This is a genomic window from Paenibacillus sp. ALJ109b (assembly GCF_010747435.1).
GTDB lineage: Bacteria > Bacillota > Bacilli > Paenibacillales > Paenibacillaceae > Paenibacillus > Paenibacillus taichungensis.
In genome coordinates, this window is the sequence record NZ_JAAIFP010000023.1 from 121650 (window position 1) to 136896 (window position 15247).

17 protein-coding genes and 1 riboswitch are annotated in these 15247 nt (G+C 46.1%); of the genes, 2 read left to right on the forward strand and 15 right to left on the reverse strand.

Going from position 1 to position 15247, the window contains the following annotated elements; genetic code table 11:
* Positions 1-22: 22 nt before the first annotated feature.
* Positions 23-940, reverse strand: coding sequence for a homoserine O-acetyltransferase MetA (gene metA, locus G3352_RS21025; RefSeq protein WP_063564335.1), 918 nt, complete (start codon positions 938-940; stop codon positions 23-25).
* A 234-nt stretch (positions 941-1174) separates the two neighbouring features.
* A riboswitch (SAM riboswitch) is annotated at positions 1175-1299 on the reverse strand.
* Positions 1300-1752: 453 nt separating this feature from the next.
* Here metA and corA point away from each other — a divergent pair.
* The gene (gene corA, locus G3352_RS21030) at positions 1753-2688 is read left to right on the forward strand and encodes a magnesium/cobalt transporter CorA (RefSeq protein ID WP_163759453.1); all 936 of its coding nucleotides are present in this window, start codon (positions 1753-1755) and stop codon (positions 2686-2688) included.
* A gap of 92 nt (positions 2689-2780) precedes the next feature.
* Here the strand turns inward: corA and G3352_RS21035 are convergent, their stop codons facing one another.
* The 8 genes from G3352_RS21035 to G3352_RS21070 all read right to left on the reverse strand — a co-directional run bounded on the left by G3352_RS21035 (position 2781) and on the right by G3352_RS21070 (position 10304).
* On the reverse strand, positions 2781-3782 hold the full coding sequence (locus tag G3352_RS21035; protein WP_163759454.1) for an HRDC domain-containing protein: 1002 nt from the start codon (positions 3780-3782) through the stop codon (positions 2781-2783).
* 183 nt (positions 3783-3965) lie between these two features.
* On the reverse strand, positions 3966-4844 hold the full coding sequence (locus G3352_RS21040; protein WP_063564224.1) for an ROK family protein: 879 nt from the start codon (positions 4842-4844) through the stop codon (positions 3966-3968).
* 71 nt (positions 4845-4915) lie between these two features.
* A complete protein-coding gene (locus G3352_RS21045) occupies positions 4916-5611 on the reverse strand; it encodes an MOSC domain-containing protein (protein WP_163759456.1) in 696 nt (231 codons plus the stop codon).
* Positions 5612-5640: 29 nt separating this feature from the next.
* Positions 5641-6747, reverse strand: a complete 1107-nt coding sequence (locus tag G3352_RS21050; protein ID WP_205524979.1) for a phosphodiester glycosidase family protein — start codon at positions 6745-6747, stop codon at positions 5641-5643.
* A 5-nt stretch (positions 6748-6752) separates the two neighbouring features.
* The gene (locus G3352_RS21055) at positions 6753-7646 is read right to left on the reverse strand and encodes a 5'-3' exonuclease (RefSeq protein ID WP_072734037.1); all 894 of its coding nucleotides are present in this window, start codon (positions 7644-7646) and stop codon (positions 6753-6755) included.
* A gap of 404 nt (positions 7647-8050) precedes the next feature.
* A complete protein-coding gene (locus tag G3352_RS21060) occupies positions 8051-8416 on the reverse strand; it encodes an arsenate reductase family protein (RefSeq protein WP_163759460.1) in 366 nt (121 codons plus the stop codon).
* Positions 8417-8742: 326 nt separating this feature from the next.
* The gene (locus G3352_RS21065; protein ID WP_163759462.1) at positions 8743-9726 is read right to left on the reverse strand and encodes an RluA family pseudouridine synthase; all 984 of its coding nucleotides are present in this window, start codon (positions 9724-9726) and stop codon (positions 8743-8745) included.
* Positions 9723-10304, reverse strand: coding sequence for a cob(I)yrinic acid a,c-diamide adenosyltransferase (locus tag G3352_RS21070; RefSeq protein WP_163759464.1), 582 nt, complete (start codon positions 10302-10304; stop codon positions 9723-9725). Before G3352_RS21070 ends, G3352_RS21065 begins: the two co-directional genes overlap by 4 nt.
* Positions 10305-10529: 225 nt before the next feature.
* Between G3352_RS21070 and G3352_RS21075 the strand changes: the two genes are divergently transcribed.
* The gene (locus G3352_RS21075; RefSeq protein WP_163759466.1) at positions 10530-11141 is read left to right on the forward strand and encodes a DedA family protein; all 612 of its coding nucleotides are present in this window, start codon (positions 10530-10532) and stop codon (positions 11139-11141) included.
* Positions 11142-11244: 103 nt separating this feature from the next.
* Here the strand turns inward: G3352_RS21075 and G3352_RS21080 are convergent, their stop codons facing one another.
* The 6 genes from G3352_RS21080 to G3352_RS21105 form a co-directional block, all read right to left on the reverse strand.
* Positions 11245-11781 carry a bifunctional adenosylcobinamide kinase/adenosylcobinamide-phosphate guanylyltransferase gene (locus tag G3352_RS21080; RefSeq protein ID WP_163759469.1) on the reverse strand — a complete coding sequence of 179 codons (537 nt, stop codon included), beginning with the start codon at positions 11779-11781 and terminating at the stop codon, positions 11245-11247.
* A 37-nt stretch (positions 11782-11818) separates the two neighbouring features.
* Positions 11819-12370 carry a type 2 periplasmic-binding domain-containing protein gene (locus G3352_RS21085; protein WP_063564218.1) on the reverse strand — a complete coding sequence of 184 codons (552 nt, stop codon included), beginning with the start codon at positions 12368-12370 and terminating at the stop codon, positions 11819-11821.
* Between the two features lie 159 nt (positions 12371-12529).
* Positions 12530-12796 carry an aspartyl-phosphate phosphatase Spo0E family protein gene (locus G3352_RS21090; RefSeq protein WP_053780449.1) on the reverse strand — a complete coding sequence of 89 codons (267 nt, stop codon included), beginning with the start codon at positions 12794-12796 and terminating at the stop codon, positions 12530-12532.
* A gap of 145 nt (positions 12797-12941) precedes the next feature.
* Positions 12942-14150 carry an aminotransferase class I/II-fold pyridoxal phosphate-dependent enzyme gene (locus G3352_RS21095; protein WP_090895166.1) on the reverse strand — a complete coding sequence of 403 codons (1209 nt, stop codon included), beginning with the start codon at positions 14148-14150 and terminating at the stop codon, positions 12942-12944.
* Positions 14151-14163: 13 nt separating this feature from the next.
* Positions 14164-14664, reverse strand: a complete 501-nt coding sequence (locus tag G3352_RS21100; RefSeq protein WP_024628343.1) for an Lrp/AsnC family transcriptional regulator — start codon at positions 14662-14664, stop codon at positions 14164-14166.
* Positions 14665-14822: 158 nt separating this feature from the next.
* On the reverse strand, positions 14823-15218 hold the full coding sequence (locus G3352_RS21105) for a spore coat protein (RefSeq protein WP_076289917.1): 396 nt from the start codon (positions 15216-15218) through the stop codon (positions 14823-14825).
* Between the last annotated feature and the right edge of the window lie 29 nt (positions 15219-15247).

The following is a 15247-nucleotide window of genomic DNA, read 5'->3' on the forward strand; positions in this document are numbered from 1 at the left end:
CAGCATCCTCCTGTAATGTCGATTAGATTTGCGGACCAATATCGTAAGGTGTCTCTTGATACACATAGTAATTGAGCCAATTAGAGAATAATAAGTTTGCATGTGCCCGCCAAGTGGCAGGGGGGACACGGGAAGGATCGTCATTCGGGAAATAATGTCTAGGAAGCGCAATGTCCATGCCTTTAGCTGCATCACGGTCATATTCCCATTTCAATGAAAGCGGGTCATACTCGGCATGTCCGGTTGCAAAAATCTGTTTGCCGTCTTTGGTAGCAACCAGGAAAATACCCGCTTCCTCTGATTCAGCCAATATTTCAAGGTTTTCATTTTTTTCAATATCTTCACGTCGCACTTCCGTATGGCGGGAATGCGGGACGTTGAATACTTCATCGAATCCGCGCAGCAGCTGCACATTGGATCTGTTGATCGTATGTGAGAATACGCCAAAACATTTTTCATCCAATGGAACTTTGGGAACTCCGAAATGATGGTATAAACCGGCTTGGGAAGCCCAACATATATGCATGGTCGAAGTCACATTGGTTTTGGTCCATTCGAAGATCTCCTGGATTTCTTTCCAATAGTTCACGTCTTCAAAGTCCATTTGCTCTACAGGAGCACCTGTAATGATCATGCCGTCAAAACGGCGGTGTTCGATCTCATCAAAGGTTTTGTAGAACAAGTCCAAATATTCCTGGGAAGTGTTCTTGGACGTATGAGACTTCGGATGAACCAGAACGATATCTACCTGAATTGGTGTGTTACCCACCAGACGAAGCAATTGAGTTTCTGTCGTTTCCTTTGTGGGCATCAGGTTTAATATAGCGATACGTAGTGGACGAATGTCCTGCTGGTAAGCGGATGTCTCGTCCATGACAAAGATGTTCTCTCCTGCAAGTACTTCCTTGGCAGGCAGTGTGTCTGGAATTTTGATTGGCATGGTGTTTCTAACTCCTCCTTGTGCATAGATAGATGCAGCCACTGCAGATTCGATACGATTCGCATCCGTACAGTTATAGGCTGCCATGAACTTGCCTGCAGGCGCTGAATTGCAACCACATTGCTGGCGGCAAGCTCAAGTTCCTTAGCGAAAATCACTGCTGAGAAGTCGGTGCATATAACAAAGACCTTCCTCGGATTCCGAGAAAGGTCATATGTAAATAGATATGCGCCTCTCTCATCTCTCAGTTACAACAGTGTCACTTGGACACTTGGTCGCTGCAAGAATTAGCACCGTGCGGTATACCGCCGGTTGCCGGGTTTCATCGGGCCAGTCCCTCCACCTACTCTTGATAAGATTTCGCTTTATTCAATTGTAAAAACTAGTGTGGTTCACCTTTTACTTTAAGACATTAATCCCCTCACGTCAAGGTGTAGTTCAATGTCTGTTCCTCAGGGTCGGAACCGTTCATCATCCGTTGTCATACACTGCTCCAGGGCGCGAAATCGACACATTTTTGCGCTTGAAAGGACCCTGTACCAGCGGTATACTAGACAAGTGTTATAAACCCTTATGTGAGAGGTGACATATTCAATGGATGGCGACCCGAGGCCTGACTGGCAGCCGAATTCCGACAAACTGCATAGAGAATTGATATCAGCATGCCGGCAGCGGGACGTTACTTCCGTTTGATTATAGAGCGAACGCAGTCCTGACTTCCAGGCTCCGCTGCCGACCGGCTGATCTGTTCTTTTTGCGCCCATATTGATGAAATCCGCCCATTTGGCGGGTGCAGAAGGAGTAGATGAATAATGAAAATCCGGTTGGTAAATAACGGTGTATTTATTCCGGTGGACGACATTCAGCAGGCGCTGACTCCACCAGCGGAGGGATTTTACTGGATTGATGCAGACGTAGACGATTTGGCGGTACTTCAGCCGCTGTTCATGATGCATGATCTGGCCGTGGAAGACTGTTTGAGTGACGAAGAACAACGTCCAAAGATTGAAATTTATGAGAGCCATTATTTTATTGTTATTAATAGCATTCGTTTTGATGATGAAGAGATTTTTTTACGTGCCGTCAACTTGTTCCTTGGCAGACACTTTATTATCAGTGTTACCAAACAGAAAGTCAGCGAATTGCGGACATTGAAACCAATCCTGTGGGAACAGGAAATCAGTACGCCAGATAAGCTGCTTTATCTGCTGGTTGACTTGATTGTTGATAATTATTTCACTGTCGGTGACCGAATTGAAGCGCGCATCGAGAAGCTTGAAGAGGACATTCTGATGCATACCAAGAAGTCTCATCTGAATGAGATTATCGGGCTGCGCAGTGAGATTTTGTGGCTGAAGAAAGTGCTAGGTCCTCAGAAAGAGGTCATTAACACACTCAATAAAAAAGATCTGCGTCTTATTGATGATCAACTGCAAAAGTATTTTAGTGACATTTATGAGAATGCTGTGAAAATATCCGAAACCTTTGAGACTTATCGCGACTTGATGGGGAACTTACGAGAAGCTTACCAATCCAGTATCGCCAACCGGGCGAATGAAATCATGCGTGTGTTCACCGCCATTACCACGGTGTTCATGCCGCTGACCGTAATCACTGGCATCTATGGGATGAACTTTACGAACATGCCCGAGTTGGACTGGAAGTATAGTTATTTTGTAGTTATTGGCCTGATGGTTACCCTGGGCCTGAGCATGTTCTTTATTTTCCGCAAAAAAGATTGGGTTTGAAATAGCAGAAGACGAAGCGCTCCACATCTGGAGGCGTCTCGTCTTTTTTTATTATCCGCTTAATTTATGACAACTAACGTCCTATTTCCAATCTAGCCTGCATTCTGCTCCGTCTCTGTGTGACGACGAAACCGGATGCGGATCATGCGCAGTCTTTCGTAGACCTGCTCCAGATTGCTCCCGCCAGGCTTCTCTTCTCCGTACACCTTATGTAACACGGGCTTAAGGAACGCATCTCCCAGCTCCTCGTAGGCACTCCATACTGCCTCTTGCTCCTCTTCAGGCATGACAGCAAGCTCCGCATCAAGTAGACAATCGGTGTCATACCCCTCCAAATCCAGTGTCTCCAACAGTTCAATTAGCTCCCGACGGGACAATCCGGAACGATTCACGATCTCTTCCAACGTATATCCTTCTTTCATGCCTTCAAGTACCTGCTTCCGTGTGGTGAATCTGTCTAGCTCCTGCTTGTACTTCTGCTCTCTCTGTTTGTACAGCCAGCTCTCATATTCTTGTTCCTTCAGAACCGAGTACACCCAATCTAGCGGGAAAGATGTGGAACGTTCCAGTCCATTCGTAAGCTCCAGCCATTCCTCTCCGTACTCGGAAGCCTTGCTCTCTCCTACGCCTGGCAGTTGCATCAATTCATCGATGGTTTGTGGAACAAATGCACTGATCATGCGCAACAACCGATTCGTTGCAATAAAATAGGGGGCCTTCCGGTCAGAAGCTGCTCTCTTCCTGCGCCATATGCACAGGTCCATATACAGCCCCTCATTGCCATATAATTCACTGTAACAATGAAGACGTTGACCGCCATAATTGCGCGACTTCAAATCATCATTTTCGTGAAACAAACCTTGCAGCAACGGACGATATCCTTCGCCCATCTGTATGGCTAACTGATGACGATACACATGCAACAGCTCGTCCCACGAACTGCCAACATACCAGATAGCATCCGTACGATCTCCTTCTTCATATCGGCTCCATCCCAGATGCCACGCCCCTTCTTCTTCACCGATCCACAGTTGCGCATGCTCTTCATTCTGACCTAACATTCTGGATAATCTGTTCATGAAAATGACTTCCATTTCTTGTCCCTCCTTCAATAGTTCAGCTCGACACAGTCTGTATTCTGCTAAATTAAGCAGCACAAAAAACACCTCTCCTGCAAAATCCATGCAAGAGAGGTGCTTCCTCATTAACCGTGCTATGCTGTTGCTCATATATTACCACAATGGAAAAATTCGTCAACTACTTGTTTGTAAAGCTATTTACTTGTTCAAAGCTAGTTTCGCCAGCGCAAGCGAACCACACAACCCCGCATTATCACCAAGTCCCGGTGAAACGACATACTGGTCAATTTCGGACTGAAGTGCAGGATGCTGAACGTATCCAGCGAGCAATTCCTGCAGTTTGCTGCGAACCATTGGGAACAGATGCTCCTGCTTCATCACACCGCCACCCATTACAATTTTCTGTGGAGTGAGGATCAACACATAGTTCATCAGGGCATGCGCAAGGTAATGTGCTTCAATCTCCCAGGCCTTATGATCGGCTGGTAGTTCGTAAGCTGGTTGCTCCCAACGTTTATTGATGGCAGGACCTGCGGCAAGCCCTTCCAGACAGTCTCCATGGTACGGACAGAAACCTTCATACGTATCTTCAGGATGTCTGCGTACAATGATGTGTCCCATCTCTGGATGAGACAATCCATGGACCATTTTGCCACCTACAACTGCGCCTGCACCAATACCCGTTCCTACAGTAATATACAGACAGCTATCCAGGCCTTGTGCAGCCCCCCAGGTTGCTTCCCCAAGTGCAGCACCGTTTACATCCGTGTCGAACGTCATCGGTACATCAAAGTGCTCCTTGAGCTTACCAATTAGGTTGTACTGACCCCAATGCGGTTTTGGTGTTGTTGTGATGTAACCATAAGTCGGGCTTCCTTCAATCGGATCAATTGGACCAAATGAACCTACACCCAAAGCTTCAATACCTTTACCTTCAAAAAAAGCGATTACTTGAGCCATCGTCTCTTCCGGTGTTGTCGTTGGAAAACTTACGCGTTCAAGAACTTCTCCTTCTTCCGTACCGATACCACATACAAATTTGGTTCCTCCAGCTTCAATTGCGCCTAAAATCGTCATGTTAGTCACTCTCCCAAGTAGTTTAAAATTAAAATGGATCTTCGAATCTGTTCTCTTAACGAGGGCATGAATTAATCCTGTTCAGCAGTTTCGAGCTTGGCCAATCGCTTCAATAAGGTCTGCTTCCAGCTGTCGGCTAACGTTGGAATGGCCAACAAAGCACGCATAGCAATCGCATCCTGCTTCCCCTGATGCATAATTCGATTGGCTTCCAAAACGGTCATTGATGCAGGGTCTGTGCTTATTCGTCTGAAAGTTGCAGAAGAAGTTACCTCGCCCTCTTGCAACACCCGAAAATAAAATCCGGTATGCCCGCTATCCTGAAAATAAACAGGCAGCTCTTTGTAATCATACCGTGCACCAAGCTTGAAGCAAGGCTGCCTTGGCTGGCTCACCTGTACCGTGGCTCCCCCCAATTCATACACATCACCAATCCGGACTTCTTCCTCCATACAGCCTTCAACTGTCAGATTTTCTCCACAAGCTCCCCAGTCCAGCTTGCGATCCATCAGTTGTTCAAGCGCCGGATAACGACTGTAATCGTATACACAAACCGCCTTGTCAGGCCCACCATGATGCTCTAGATCCGCCTGGGCATCTCCTGTCATTCCAGTGAATGACAGGTAGACCGGGCTGGATATGGGATGTTTCACAATGCCGCTCATCACTTCGCGCTTCTGGCCAGGCAAGGCCTGAAGTTGCCCTACGTTTACAGCTAATACCGCCGTTTTGTTTTCATCTGGCTTCCGGTTATGTGTGAGTGTCATCTGATCCTACCTCCCATATTAGCTTTCTTTTAACGAACAGAGCCACCAAAAACAAGTGTATTACTTAACAAGCGGCCCGGGGAAGTAAGCATTTTGCCGCCAGCATACATGCCAGAAGATGCACCACCATCCAGGTTCATTGCCTGCTTGGCACCAAGCTTCTGCATGACAGCAGCCCACTCCTTAATCGTCGCTCCTGAAACGGTAGCCAACATAACCGAACCATCGGCCATAATGGCAATACCACTTCTCGCGCCGGAGGCATTGAGAATTTTGGTATCCTTGAAGCCCTCACTCGTTGGATTTACGGCAACTTTGCCGTCTTTCACCAGACGTGGACCTGCGCCCACAGCGGTGACTACATCTTGCCAAGGGATCTCTTTGCCTGCTGCATTGGTGTATTTATAATTCATCTCTACAGTTGATCCAACGGTAAAGCGGTCCGACGAAGATTTCTGATTCCCCGTGAAGACCAGTACCGATCCATTCTTCGGAATGGCTACATTGGTATTCGGTACTTTCTTGGTGACAATCCCTTTCTCCATCACAACCGCCGTACCCCCTTTGAACCCGACTGTAGATCCCCGCTCTGGTGTGTATAACATCGTAATACTCGCATTCGCGGAAGGTGTTCGGTTAATAAAGGTCGCATACCAACTGCGTGATTTCCCTTCTGTATCTGTTACTTTACCTGTCAGGCTCACTTGAAGCGAATCCATGATGGCTGAGCCATCTTCCTTAAATCCAATCGTTGTTCCGTATCTTCCAATATGTATAACTTTACCGTTTGCTATTAACATGCCGTATGGATCTGGAGCTCCGTTATACGCTTCAAAAAACGCTCCGTTAATGGCCGCTTGCGCGCCATATGCCTTAACAATCGAAGGTAATGTTGCAGTCTGACCAACCTGCTTCTTCGCTAATCCTACGGTAACTGGTGTACCCTTGGGAATACTAACCGTCTGCACGGTAAAACTGCGTCCTGCTGCTTTTACTTTCTGTACCTTGGTGCTAATTGCCGCTTTGGCATCTGCTGTCTGTGGAGCACTCACCGCTCCTGAAAGGACTACAAGCAAAGCAAGGACGAGGGCCATAGCCCCTGTCCACCACTTTTTGCCCGTCCGTTTTGTCTGCATGCTACTCACCCTATTGCCACTCCCATCCAAGAGCCCAGGCTCTTCATCTCAAGTTGTTCGAACTTGTCCATCACCATATCCGGATCAAGACGCAATTCACATACATCCAGTGCACATGCTACCGGAACAGCACAGTGAATCTCTGCCAGTTTGCGGGACAGATGAAGCATGTCGAGATCATTCTCAATCTTGTTACGTACCGAAGGGGTAAGCTTATCCATATTGTCCAAAATACCTTCAATGGAGCCAAACTCCTGCACAAGTTTCAAAGCCGTCTTCTCCCCAATGCCCCGTACCCCAGGATAATTGTCACTGGCATCGCCCATCAGACCTTTCATGTCAATCACTTGACGAGGTGTCAGTTGTTTCTCCGTCATTAGAGATTCAGGCGTATACACCATGTAATTGCCATGACCTTTTTTCATAATAATAATGCTTGTGCGATCATCAATCAGTTGCAGCATATCATGGTCACCCGTAAGTACCATCACGTTCATATCCGTCTGCTCGGTGTAGTACTTGGCAAGTGTACCGATGCAATCATCAGCTTCATATCCTTGAGCGCCAATATTCGGAATGTTCAAACTATCCATCACTTCGCGAATCAGAGCAAACTGAGGAATCAGATCATCCGGAGCTTCCGGACGGTTCCCCTTGTACGCTGCATACTCTTCACCGCGAAACGTCTTGCCCCCCATATCCCAACAGCATACGACATGACTTGGTCCAAAGGTCTGAACCGCATCCCAGAAATAACGGATAAATCCGTATACTGCGTTGGTTGGCACGCCTGCCTTTGTACGTCTGATATATCCGCTTGCAGATGTTGCATAGAACGCACGGAACAACACCGCCATACCATCTACCAGCAACAAAGTAGGTTCATTACGTTGATTCACTTGAATTTGTTCTCTCCTGTCCTGATTCCATAGAAAATTGAACTAAAGAATATTTACACTTGCCACTTCGATGACAGAACAACCTTCTGTTCGCTGTTATCCCCAGATTTTTTTGATTCCCTTCTTCAAAAGGGAAAATCCGGTGATAAAGGCGAAGTGTATGCTTCCGATGGAGCTTTCTTTTAGAAAGCTTTTAGCTCCGCTTCCTCAGGTTATTTCTTTCCTCTCCATTCTCGTGTAAATCTTTAGCTAAGTTTCTATAGCAAATAAAATATCGAACTAATTCTATCATTATAGCATAGTTCCGCCAAGGATCGACCAGCCAAAAAAGCCCTGAAATTGAACATTCAGAGCCTTTTTTACCTTGGTTCATTTAACAATCAATGAAATCATTCATCAATAAATTACGCGTTGTTCCATTCCTGCTCATACGTATCTTCCTTGAAACCTACGGTCACTTTGTGACCATCCGTAACGATTGGACGTTTAATCAGACGACCATTGGAAGCCAGCAAACGAATCTGCTCTTCTGTGGACAACCCAGGCAGCTTGTCCTTCAATTGCTGCTCCTTGTATACTTCCCCGCTCGTATTGAAGAACTTCTTCACTTCAAGTCCGCTCTTCTGAATCAATTCCGTTAATTCTGTTTCGGATGGAGGTGTGTCGAAAATAGGGATTAATTCCAGCTCATGTCCCTGAGCTTCCAGCCATTTTACGGCTTTACGGCACGTGCCACATTTGGCATATTGATATACTTTTAGATTACTCATCGTACTTGTCCTCCTGAAATGCTGCGGTTTCGGTTTCTCGCTTCCCTTGGTTTGCTTCGCAAATCCAAAAGTCGCTCTAAACCGATACCATCGCACTGTAATTGTGAACCGCTTTGCGAATGAAAAAAATATCCATTCGGCTATATGATTTTAAGATCAAAAACCTTCAGACCTTCAGACCTTCAGACCTTAGCCTACGGCATTTTTTTCGGGTGCGGTTGCATCCCTCACCATAGGTTCATCTAACTAAAAACATTGATACACAGTAGGGCACCGCGCACTGAGATGCTACACACAGCGCAAATTGCAGGCTGTTTGATAGATTCCTACAACACTTCCCTTGGTGATGCCTCGACATCCAGTCGTGCCTCCAATGCCGCCATATCAGCGGGCAAAGGGGCATGGAACGTCATCCGTTTCTGCAAAATGGGATGGTCAAACGACAGCTCGCATGCATGCAATGCCTGACGGGCAATCCAAGAGTCTCGTTCATCCCTAACAGCCATGGTCTGCTCATCGATCACATGCACAGGAAGGGTCTTGTACATCCGATCCCCAATTAACGGGCAGCCGATCGATGTCATATGTACCCTTATTTGATGGGTTCTGCCACTCTCCAGCTTCAGGTTCACTGCACTGGCACTTCCGCCCGCCCATCGGGCAACTGTCGTGTATAACGTTCTTGCCGCATACCCGTCAGGTGTAACGATTCGACGATGCGGTTCTTCGGGATCACGATCAATCGGGCCATCGATGGCACCCTCTTCTTGGGCAGGACTACCGTGCACAAAGGCAATATATTGTTTATCTACCATTCCTGCGATCATCTGTTCAGACACATGCTGGTGCACATATGGATTTTTTGCGATTGCCAGCACACCCGATGTTTCCTGATCCAGTCGATGAATCGGTCTGAAACGGAAACGCTCGCCTTTGGACTTCCAATAATGGACAACCCCGTTTGCCAATGTACCTGTGTAATGCCCATGTGTTGGATGTACGATGACACCTGAATCTTTGTTCACAATAAGTAAGTGCTCATCTTCATACAGTATTGTAAAGGGAATCGGTTCAGGTAAAATATCATCTGACTCTTCCTGTTCCATCCGGACTTCCAGGACGTCACCTGCGCTAACTTTGACGCTGATGTATACCCGCTCGCCATTCAGCATAATTCCCTGCTCTGTAAGTTTGATTCTTGACAGGAGCTTGCGCGAAACCTGTAGGCGCCGCTGAAGCACGGTCTTCAGCAGCCAGCCATCTTCATTTTCGGGAACCGTGTAAGTAAGCGGTGAATAATAATCGCTCATTCTTTGTCTTTGCGGCGGAATACTTTTTTGCTCCGCACATACTCAATGTCAGCTACCTGTTGTCTCGCATTGGCTGTCCGAGCTACAACGAAGAAATAATCAGACAGACGGTTCAAATAACGTCGTACAGAAGGGTTGATATCCGTATGCTGTCCGAGTGTTACAGCGCGGCGCTCAGCGCGGCGACATACTGTGCGGCAGACATGTAATGTGGAAGAGAGCAGGCTGCCCCCAGGCAAAATAAACCGCTCCACCTTCGGATTCTCCGCATCATACAGATCAACCCATTGCTCAAGCCGGGTGACCATCTCATCCCGCACTTTATATTTGGTTTCGCTAATTTTTACAAAGGCGAGATCGGACCCGCAATCAAACAATTCTTGCTGAATTTCGAGCAAGTGTTCACGCAAATCCTCAAATTTCCCGTTTGCTTGATCAATAAAACTGATGGCCTGCCCAACAAAACAATTCAGCTCATCAATTGTCCCATAAGCTTCAACCCGATCATCGTCCTTGATAACCCGTCCACCAATGACTGAGGTCTGTCCCTCGTCACCTGTTCGTGTATATATGCCCATTGTAATCCCTCCTATTGTAATATCATTCGCATGGTAGAACGCTGGGGTTAAATATAAATGCATGCCCTTCTAGAGTTTAACTTAATCAGTATACTTGACCTACTATGAATACGGGAATGCTATTATTTTCAGAAACCAGTGAGATCCTTCACACGTATATATGATTTGGTGTACTCTGCCGAGTATACGCCAAATCCTTGCAAACCAAAAGTAGAGGAGACGATTATGCAAAACTGGATAACCGATTTCATGGAACAATACGGCTACATAGGCATTGCACTCATTATTGCGCTTGAAAACGTATTTCCCCCCATCCCCTCCGAAATCATATTACCTTTTGGCGGCTTCATGACCACCTACACCAGCCTGATCCTTCCCGGTGTTATTATTGCTGCTACCATTGGTTCTGTGCTTGGGGCTGTCATTCTCTATGGAATCGGACTGCTGATTGATGTCAATCGGCTGGAGAAGATTGTAGAACGTTGGGGTCATATTCTGCGGATCAAAAAAGAAGATATCCACCGTGTCGATGCATGGTTTGACAAATATGGAATGTGGACCGTACTATTCTGTCGCATGGTTCCCCTTGTTCGCAGCCTGATCTCGATTCCTGCCGGCATGTCCAACATGAAATTTGGTTTATTCCTACTCTTCACAACCATTGGAACGCTGGCCTGGAATATTATTCTCGTCTCGGTTGGTGCGGCTCTCGGTGCGTCATGGGAGAGTATCCTGCACTTTATGGACGTGTACTCCCTGATCGTATATGTACTTCTGGCGATTATTGTTGTTGGCTGTATAATCTGGTGGATCAGACGAAATAAAACTCGGAAATAAAGAAATTTACACGCATTGCATTTGTCATAAAATAAAGCCTCCACACCACATTTGTGGTGACGGAGGCTTCTTTAGGCTCGTCCATCATTAACATTATGAAATGCTAATCTTCATAGCGCAGCCCTCGATCTTTGAGATCAACAGGCAGGCCAGATATTAACAGATACATCTGATCCGAATGCGCCTGCAACGCCCGGTTAACTGACGCCATTCTTGCTGCAAAAATTCGTTCTTCCTCTGAAGGATACAAAGAGCCGTGCATTTCATTGGTAATCACAAGCAGTTTTCCCTGGTAAGACAGAAGAGCGTCCAGCAACAGCTGTGTCTCTGAACGCTGCTGATCCAGATCATCACTTGCCCTGAACCCGGCTGCCATCCATGCGGTCAGACTATCCACAATGACAATACGCTGATCTGCCAGGAAGAGATTGGATTCCCGATTAATCTGGTGAAGCACCTCCGTCAGGTGCTGGCCATTCCCAGCCTGGATGGCACGATAATGAGCGGATGGCAATTCGGGAATCACGGGATCATGATCACCAGTGGATAAATAGATGCCCTCCCGGCTAATCCGGGCTGCGTATCCAAGCGCAAATCGGGTTTTACCACTGCCTATGCCGCCTGTGACCGTAATTAGCAATCCGCTCCCCTCCTTCAGTAGCCGTACTAGATTGCATTTACTCTGTCAGCGCCTTCAGCACTTTCTTGGATTCTTCGACATTAGACGCCGACACTGGAATGGTAGCAAACAGATTTTGCGCAGCATAATCTACATCTTTGAACATTTGCATATCTTCCAGCGGAATGCCATAGAGATGTGATTCTGTCTTAATATCTGAACCGTCATCTCCTTCACCCTTCTCAACCAGGACACCGCCTTCAAATACACCGCGCTTATACTTCTCCGCATCAAATGTATCATCCAGCGGAATATTGGAGCCGTTACTTCCGTACTGTTTCATATCAGCCTCAGGTAAAATGAAAATATCATGACCACCGGCCGCGTACTCTACCATAATTTTCTGAACATCATACATCGCACTGGTGATAACCTCCACCTTGGGCTCCTCGCCCAGCTTCTGCTGCAAATTAGCTTGCAACTGCTCCGAGATCACGGATGGATTTCCTTGGTTATCAATGATAAAAATTGTAAAACCGTCCTTACCGCCACAGCCAGCAAGCAGAAAAATCATAGAAATGATTGCGGTAAGCCCCCAAAATCTCTTCATTCCAGTTCCCCCTTTAGTCTCCTATGTACAATATATCACAATTGTTCCACGCAAAAAAATACCCCTGCGAATCCGAAGCAATCTGTTCATAGATCAAAAAAAGACCCCTCGGGGTCTTCTTTGAATTGCATATGCGTAACGTTTCGATACAACGAAAAATTACTTTCCCTTGATCGGATTAGCCTTCATGTATTCATTGATCTTCAAATCTAGCAAACTGCTAATTTCAATTACAATATCGGATGTGAAAGATTTCTCTTCAAGGAATATCTGTTCCATCTTGCGGCGTAGCATATGGATCTCATCTTCCAAGGAAACGTTATGCAAAGATGCGTGATCCGGTTTCACCGACCATCGGTCGCCATGATCGCCTTCTGCCAAATAATGCCCACGATTAGTCGGTAAATCATATTCAACACAAAACAAAGCCAACCCCTCCTTGGAAAAATTAGTTTCCAAATACAAGAAAAACATATTTCAAATTGAAATTATATCACAATATTTTGTAAAAGAAAGTTATTTTTTTCTAGTTTGAAAAATGTTCATATTACTCAAAGGCTTCTAATCCCTATTAACCCTCTTTTTGCAGTTTGTAAACAAAGTTTCCGATTCGTTCCAATGCTTCATTCAATTGGGTCACCGATGTTGCATAGGAACAACGAAGAAACCCTTCACCTTGTGGACCAAATACATTACCCGGAACAGCGGCCACTTTATTTTCCGTGAGCAAACGCTCAGCAAAAAGATCCGAACTCAGCCCCGTCTTCTGGATACTAGGAAATGCATAAAATGCTCCCTGGGGTTCATGACAGTCCAGCCCGATATCTCTAAAACCCTGCACGATAAGGCGTCTGCGCTGATTATAGGATTCAACCATTCTATCCTTTTCACCTAAACCGTTTGTCAATGCCTCAAGCGCGGCCACCTGTCCCATGGCAGGTGCACACATCACCGTATACTGATGAATTTTGAGCATGGCTGCAATTAGTTCAGGATGTCCGCACATATACCCGATCCGCCAGCCGGTCATGGCAAAAGCCTTGGAAAACCCACTAACCAAAATGGTTCGTTCCTTCATATCCGGAATCGAAGCGAAACTAACATGTTTTTGCGTATAAGTCAGCTCAGCATAAATCTCATCCGCAATGACGATCAGGTCATGCTTTTTGATCACTTCAGCAATAGGCAGCCATTCTTCATAGGTCATGATGGCACCTGTAGGATTGCTCGGATAACATAGAATAAGAACCTTGGACTTCGGCGTAATTCCTGCTTCCAATGCCTCGGCAGTCAGTTTAAACTGATCCTTCGCATACGTTTCTACACCAACCGGTATGCCTCCACCAATCGAAGCGATCGGTGAATATGCCACATACGAAGGTTCTGGAATCAGAATTTCGTCTCCAGGTACGATCAAGGCACGTAATGCCAAATCAATGGCTTCACTACCACCAACGGTAACAATAATTTCGTCCTTTGGATCATACTTGGTATCAAACTGAGTATCCAGATACTCGCTAATGGCTTCCCTCAGTTTCGGCATACCTGCATTGGAAGTGTAACTGGTCATTCCTCTTTCGAGTGAGTACACACAAGCTTCACGCATATGCCATGGTGTTACAAAGTCCGGTTCACCTACACCCAGTGTGATGATATCTTTGTTATCGCCAACCAGATCAAAAAATTTGCGTATGCCGGATGGCGGTATCTGTTGAACCAATGGTGCCAGGTACGAAGTCATTTTCTTGTTGTTTCCTGTTGTCTGTTCATTCACTATCATGACACATCTTCCTTTACGGCGAGATCATGAGACGGTTGTCTTCCTGATGGTCTTCAAAAATAATCCCGTCCTGCTTATATTTTTTAAGAATAAAATTCGTTTTGGTTGAAAGTACAGAGTCAATCGGAGACAATTTCTCCGATACAAAATTAGCGACTTCACGCAGGTTGCCACCTTCTACTTCCACGAGCAGATCATATGCACCTGACATGAGATATACCGATTTCACTTGCGGATACAGATAAATGCGTTCAGCGATCCCTTCGAAGCCACGACCACGCTCAGGCGTAATCTGTACTTCAATCAAGGCTGTTACTTTCTCATCATCAATCTTGCTCCAGTTCACAACGGTTGCGTATTTCACAATCACGTGGTCCTGTTCAAGCTGGGCCACGGCGTTCTTGATCTTATCTTCCGACTCCCCCAGCAGCGTCGACAGCAGTGCGGGAGTCCTTCTCGCGTCTTCCTTCAACAAATCCAGAACTTTTAATTGCAGATCGTTCAGATCCTTCATGTCTTTCCCTCCAGCGTCATCCAGGTTCCTGAAAATGAATTAATACTTATATTACATGAATTCAACGATCATGCAAAGACAAAAACCGCCCGCCCTGAATTCGGGCAAGCGGTGGTATGGTCTGCAACAGTACCTGCTTCAAACCATAATGACAAAGGTTACATGTAATAAGGGTTACCGTAATTCGGTTGATGCTGGGGTACATTAGGCGCTTGGCTGTAAGCACTCGTCTGAGTATTCTTTTCCTGAATGAACTGTTGACATTTCTGTTGGGTCTGGTGGGCCGATTGAATCTGCTTGTCCACATCCTGACGCAATGCCTTCGAACCTACCGAATACATGTTGTTCTGCTGCATCACATTGAACAGCTCACCTTGCAAACGGAGTGTATCATTGGTCAAGTCTGTGAACATCCGACGTGTAATAGGACAGGAAGCTTCGGTAGTTGCTGTCGTATATTCGCGCGCGGTTCGTCTTAAATCCGCAAGAATCGACTTCAACAAATCCTGCTCCTGCATAAATGATCCATTAGATGATAAAGATTGAGAATACACAACGTTTCCTCCTATACGGTTAGATTCGG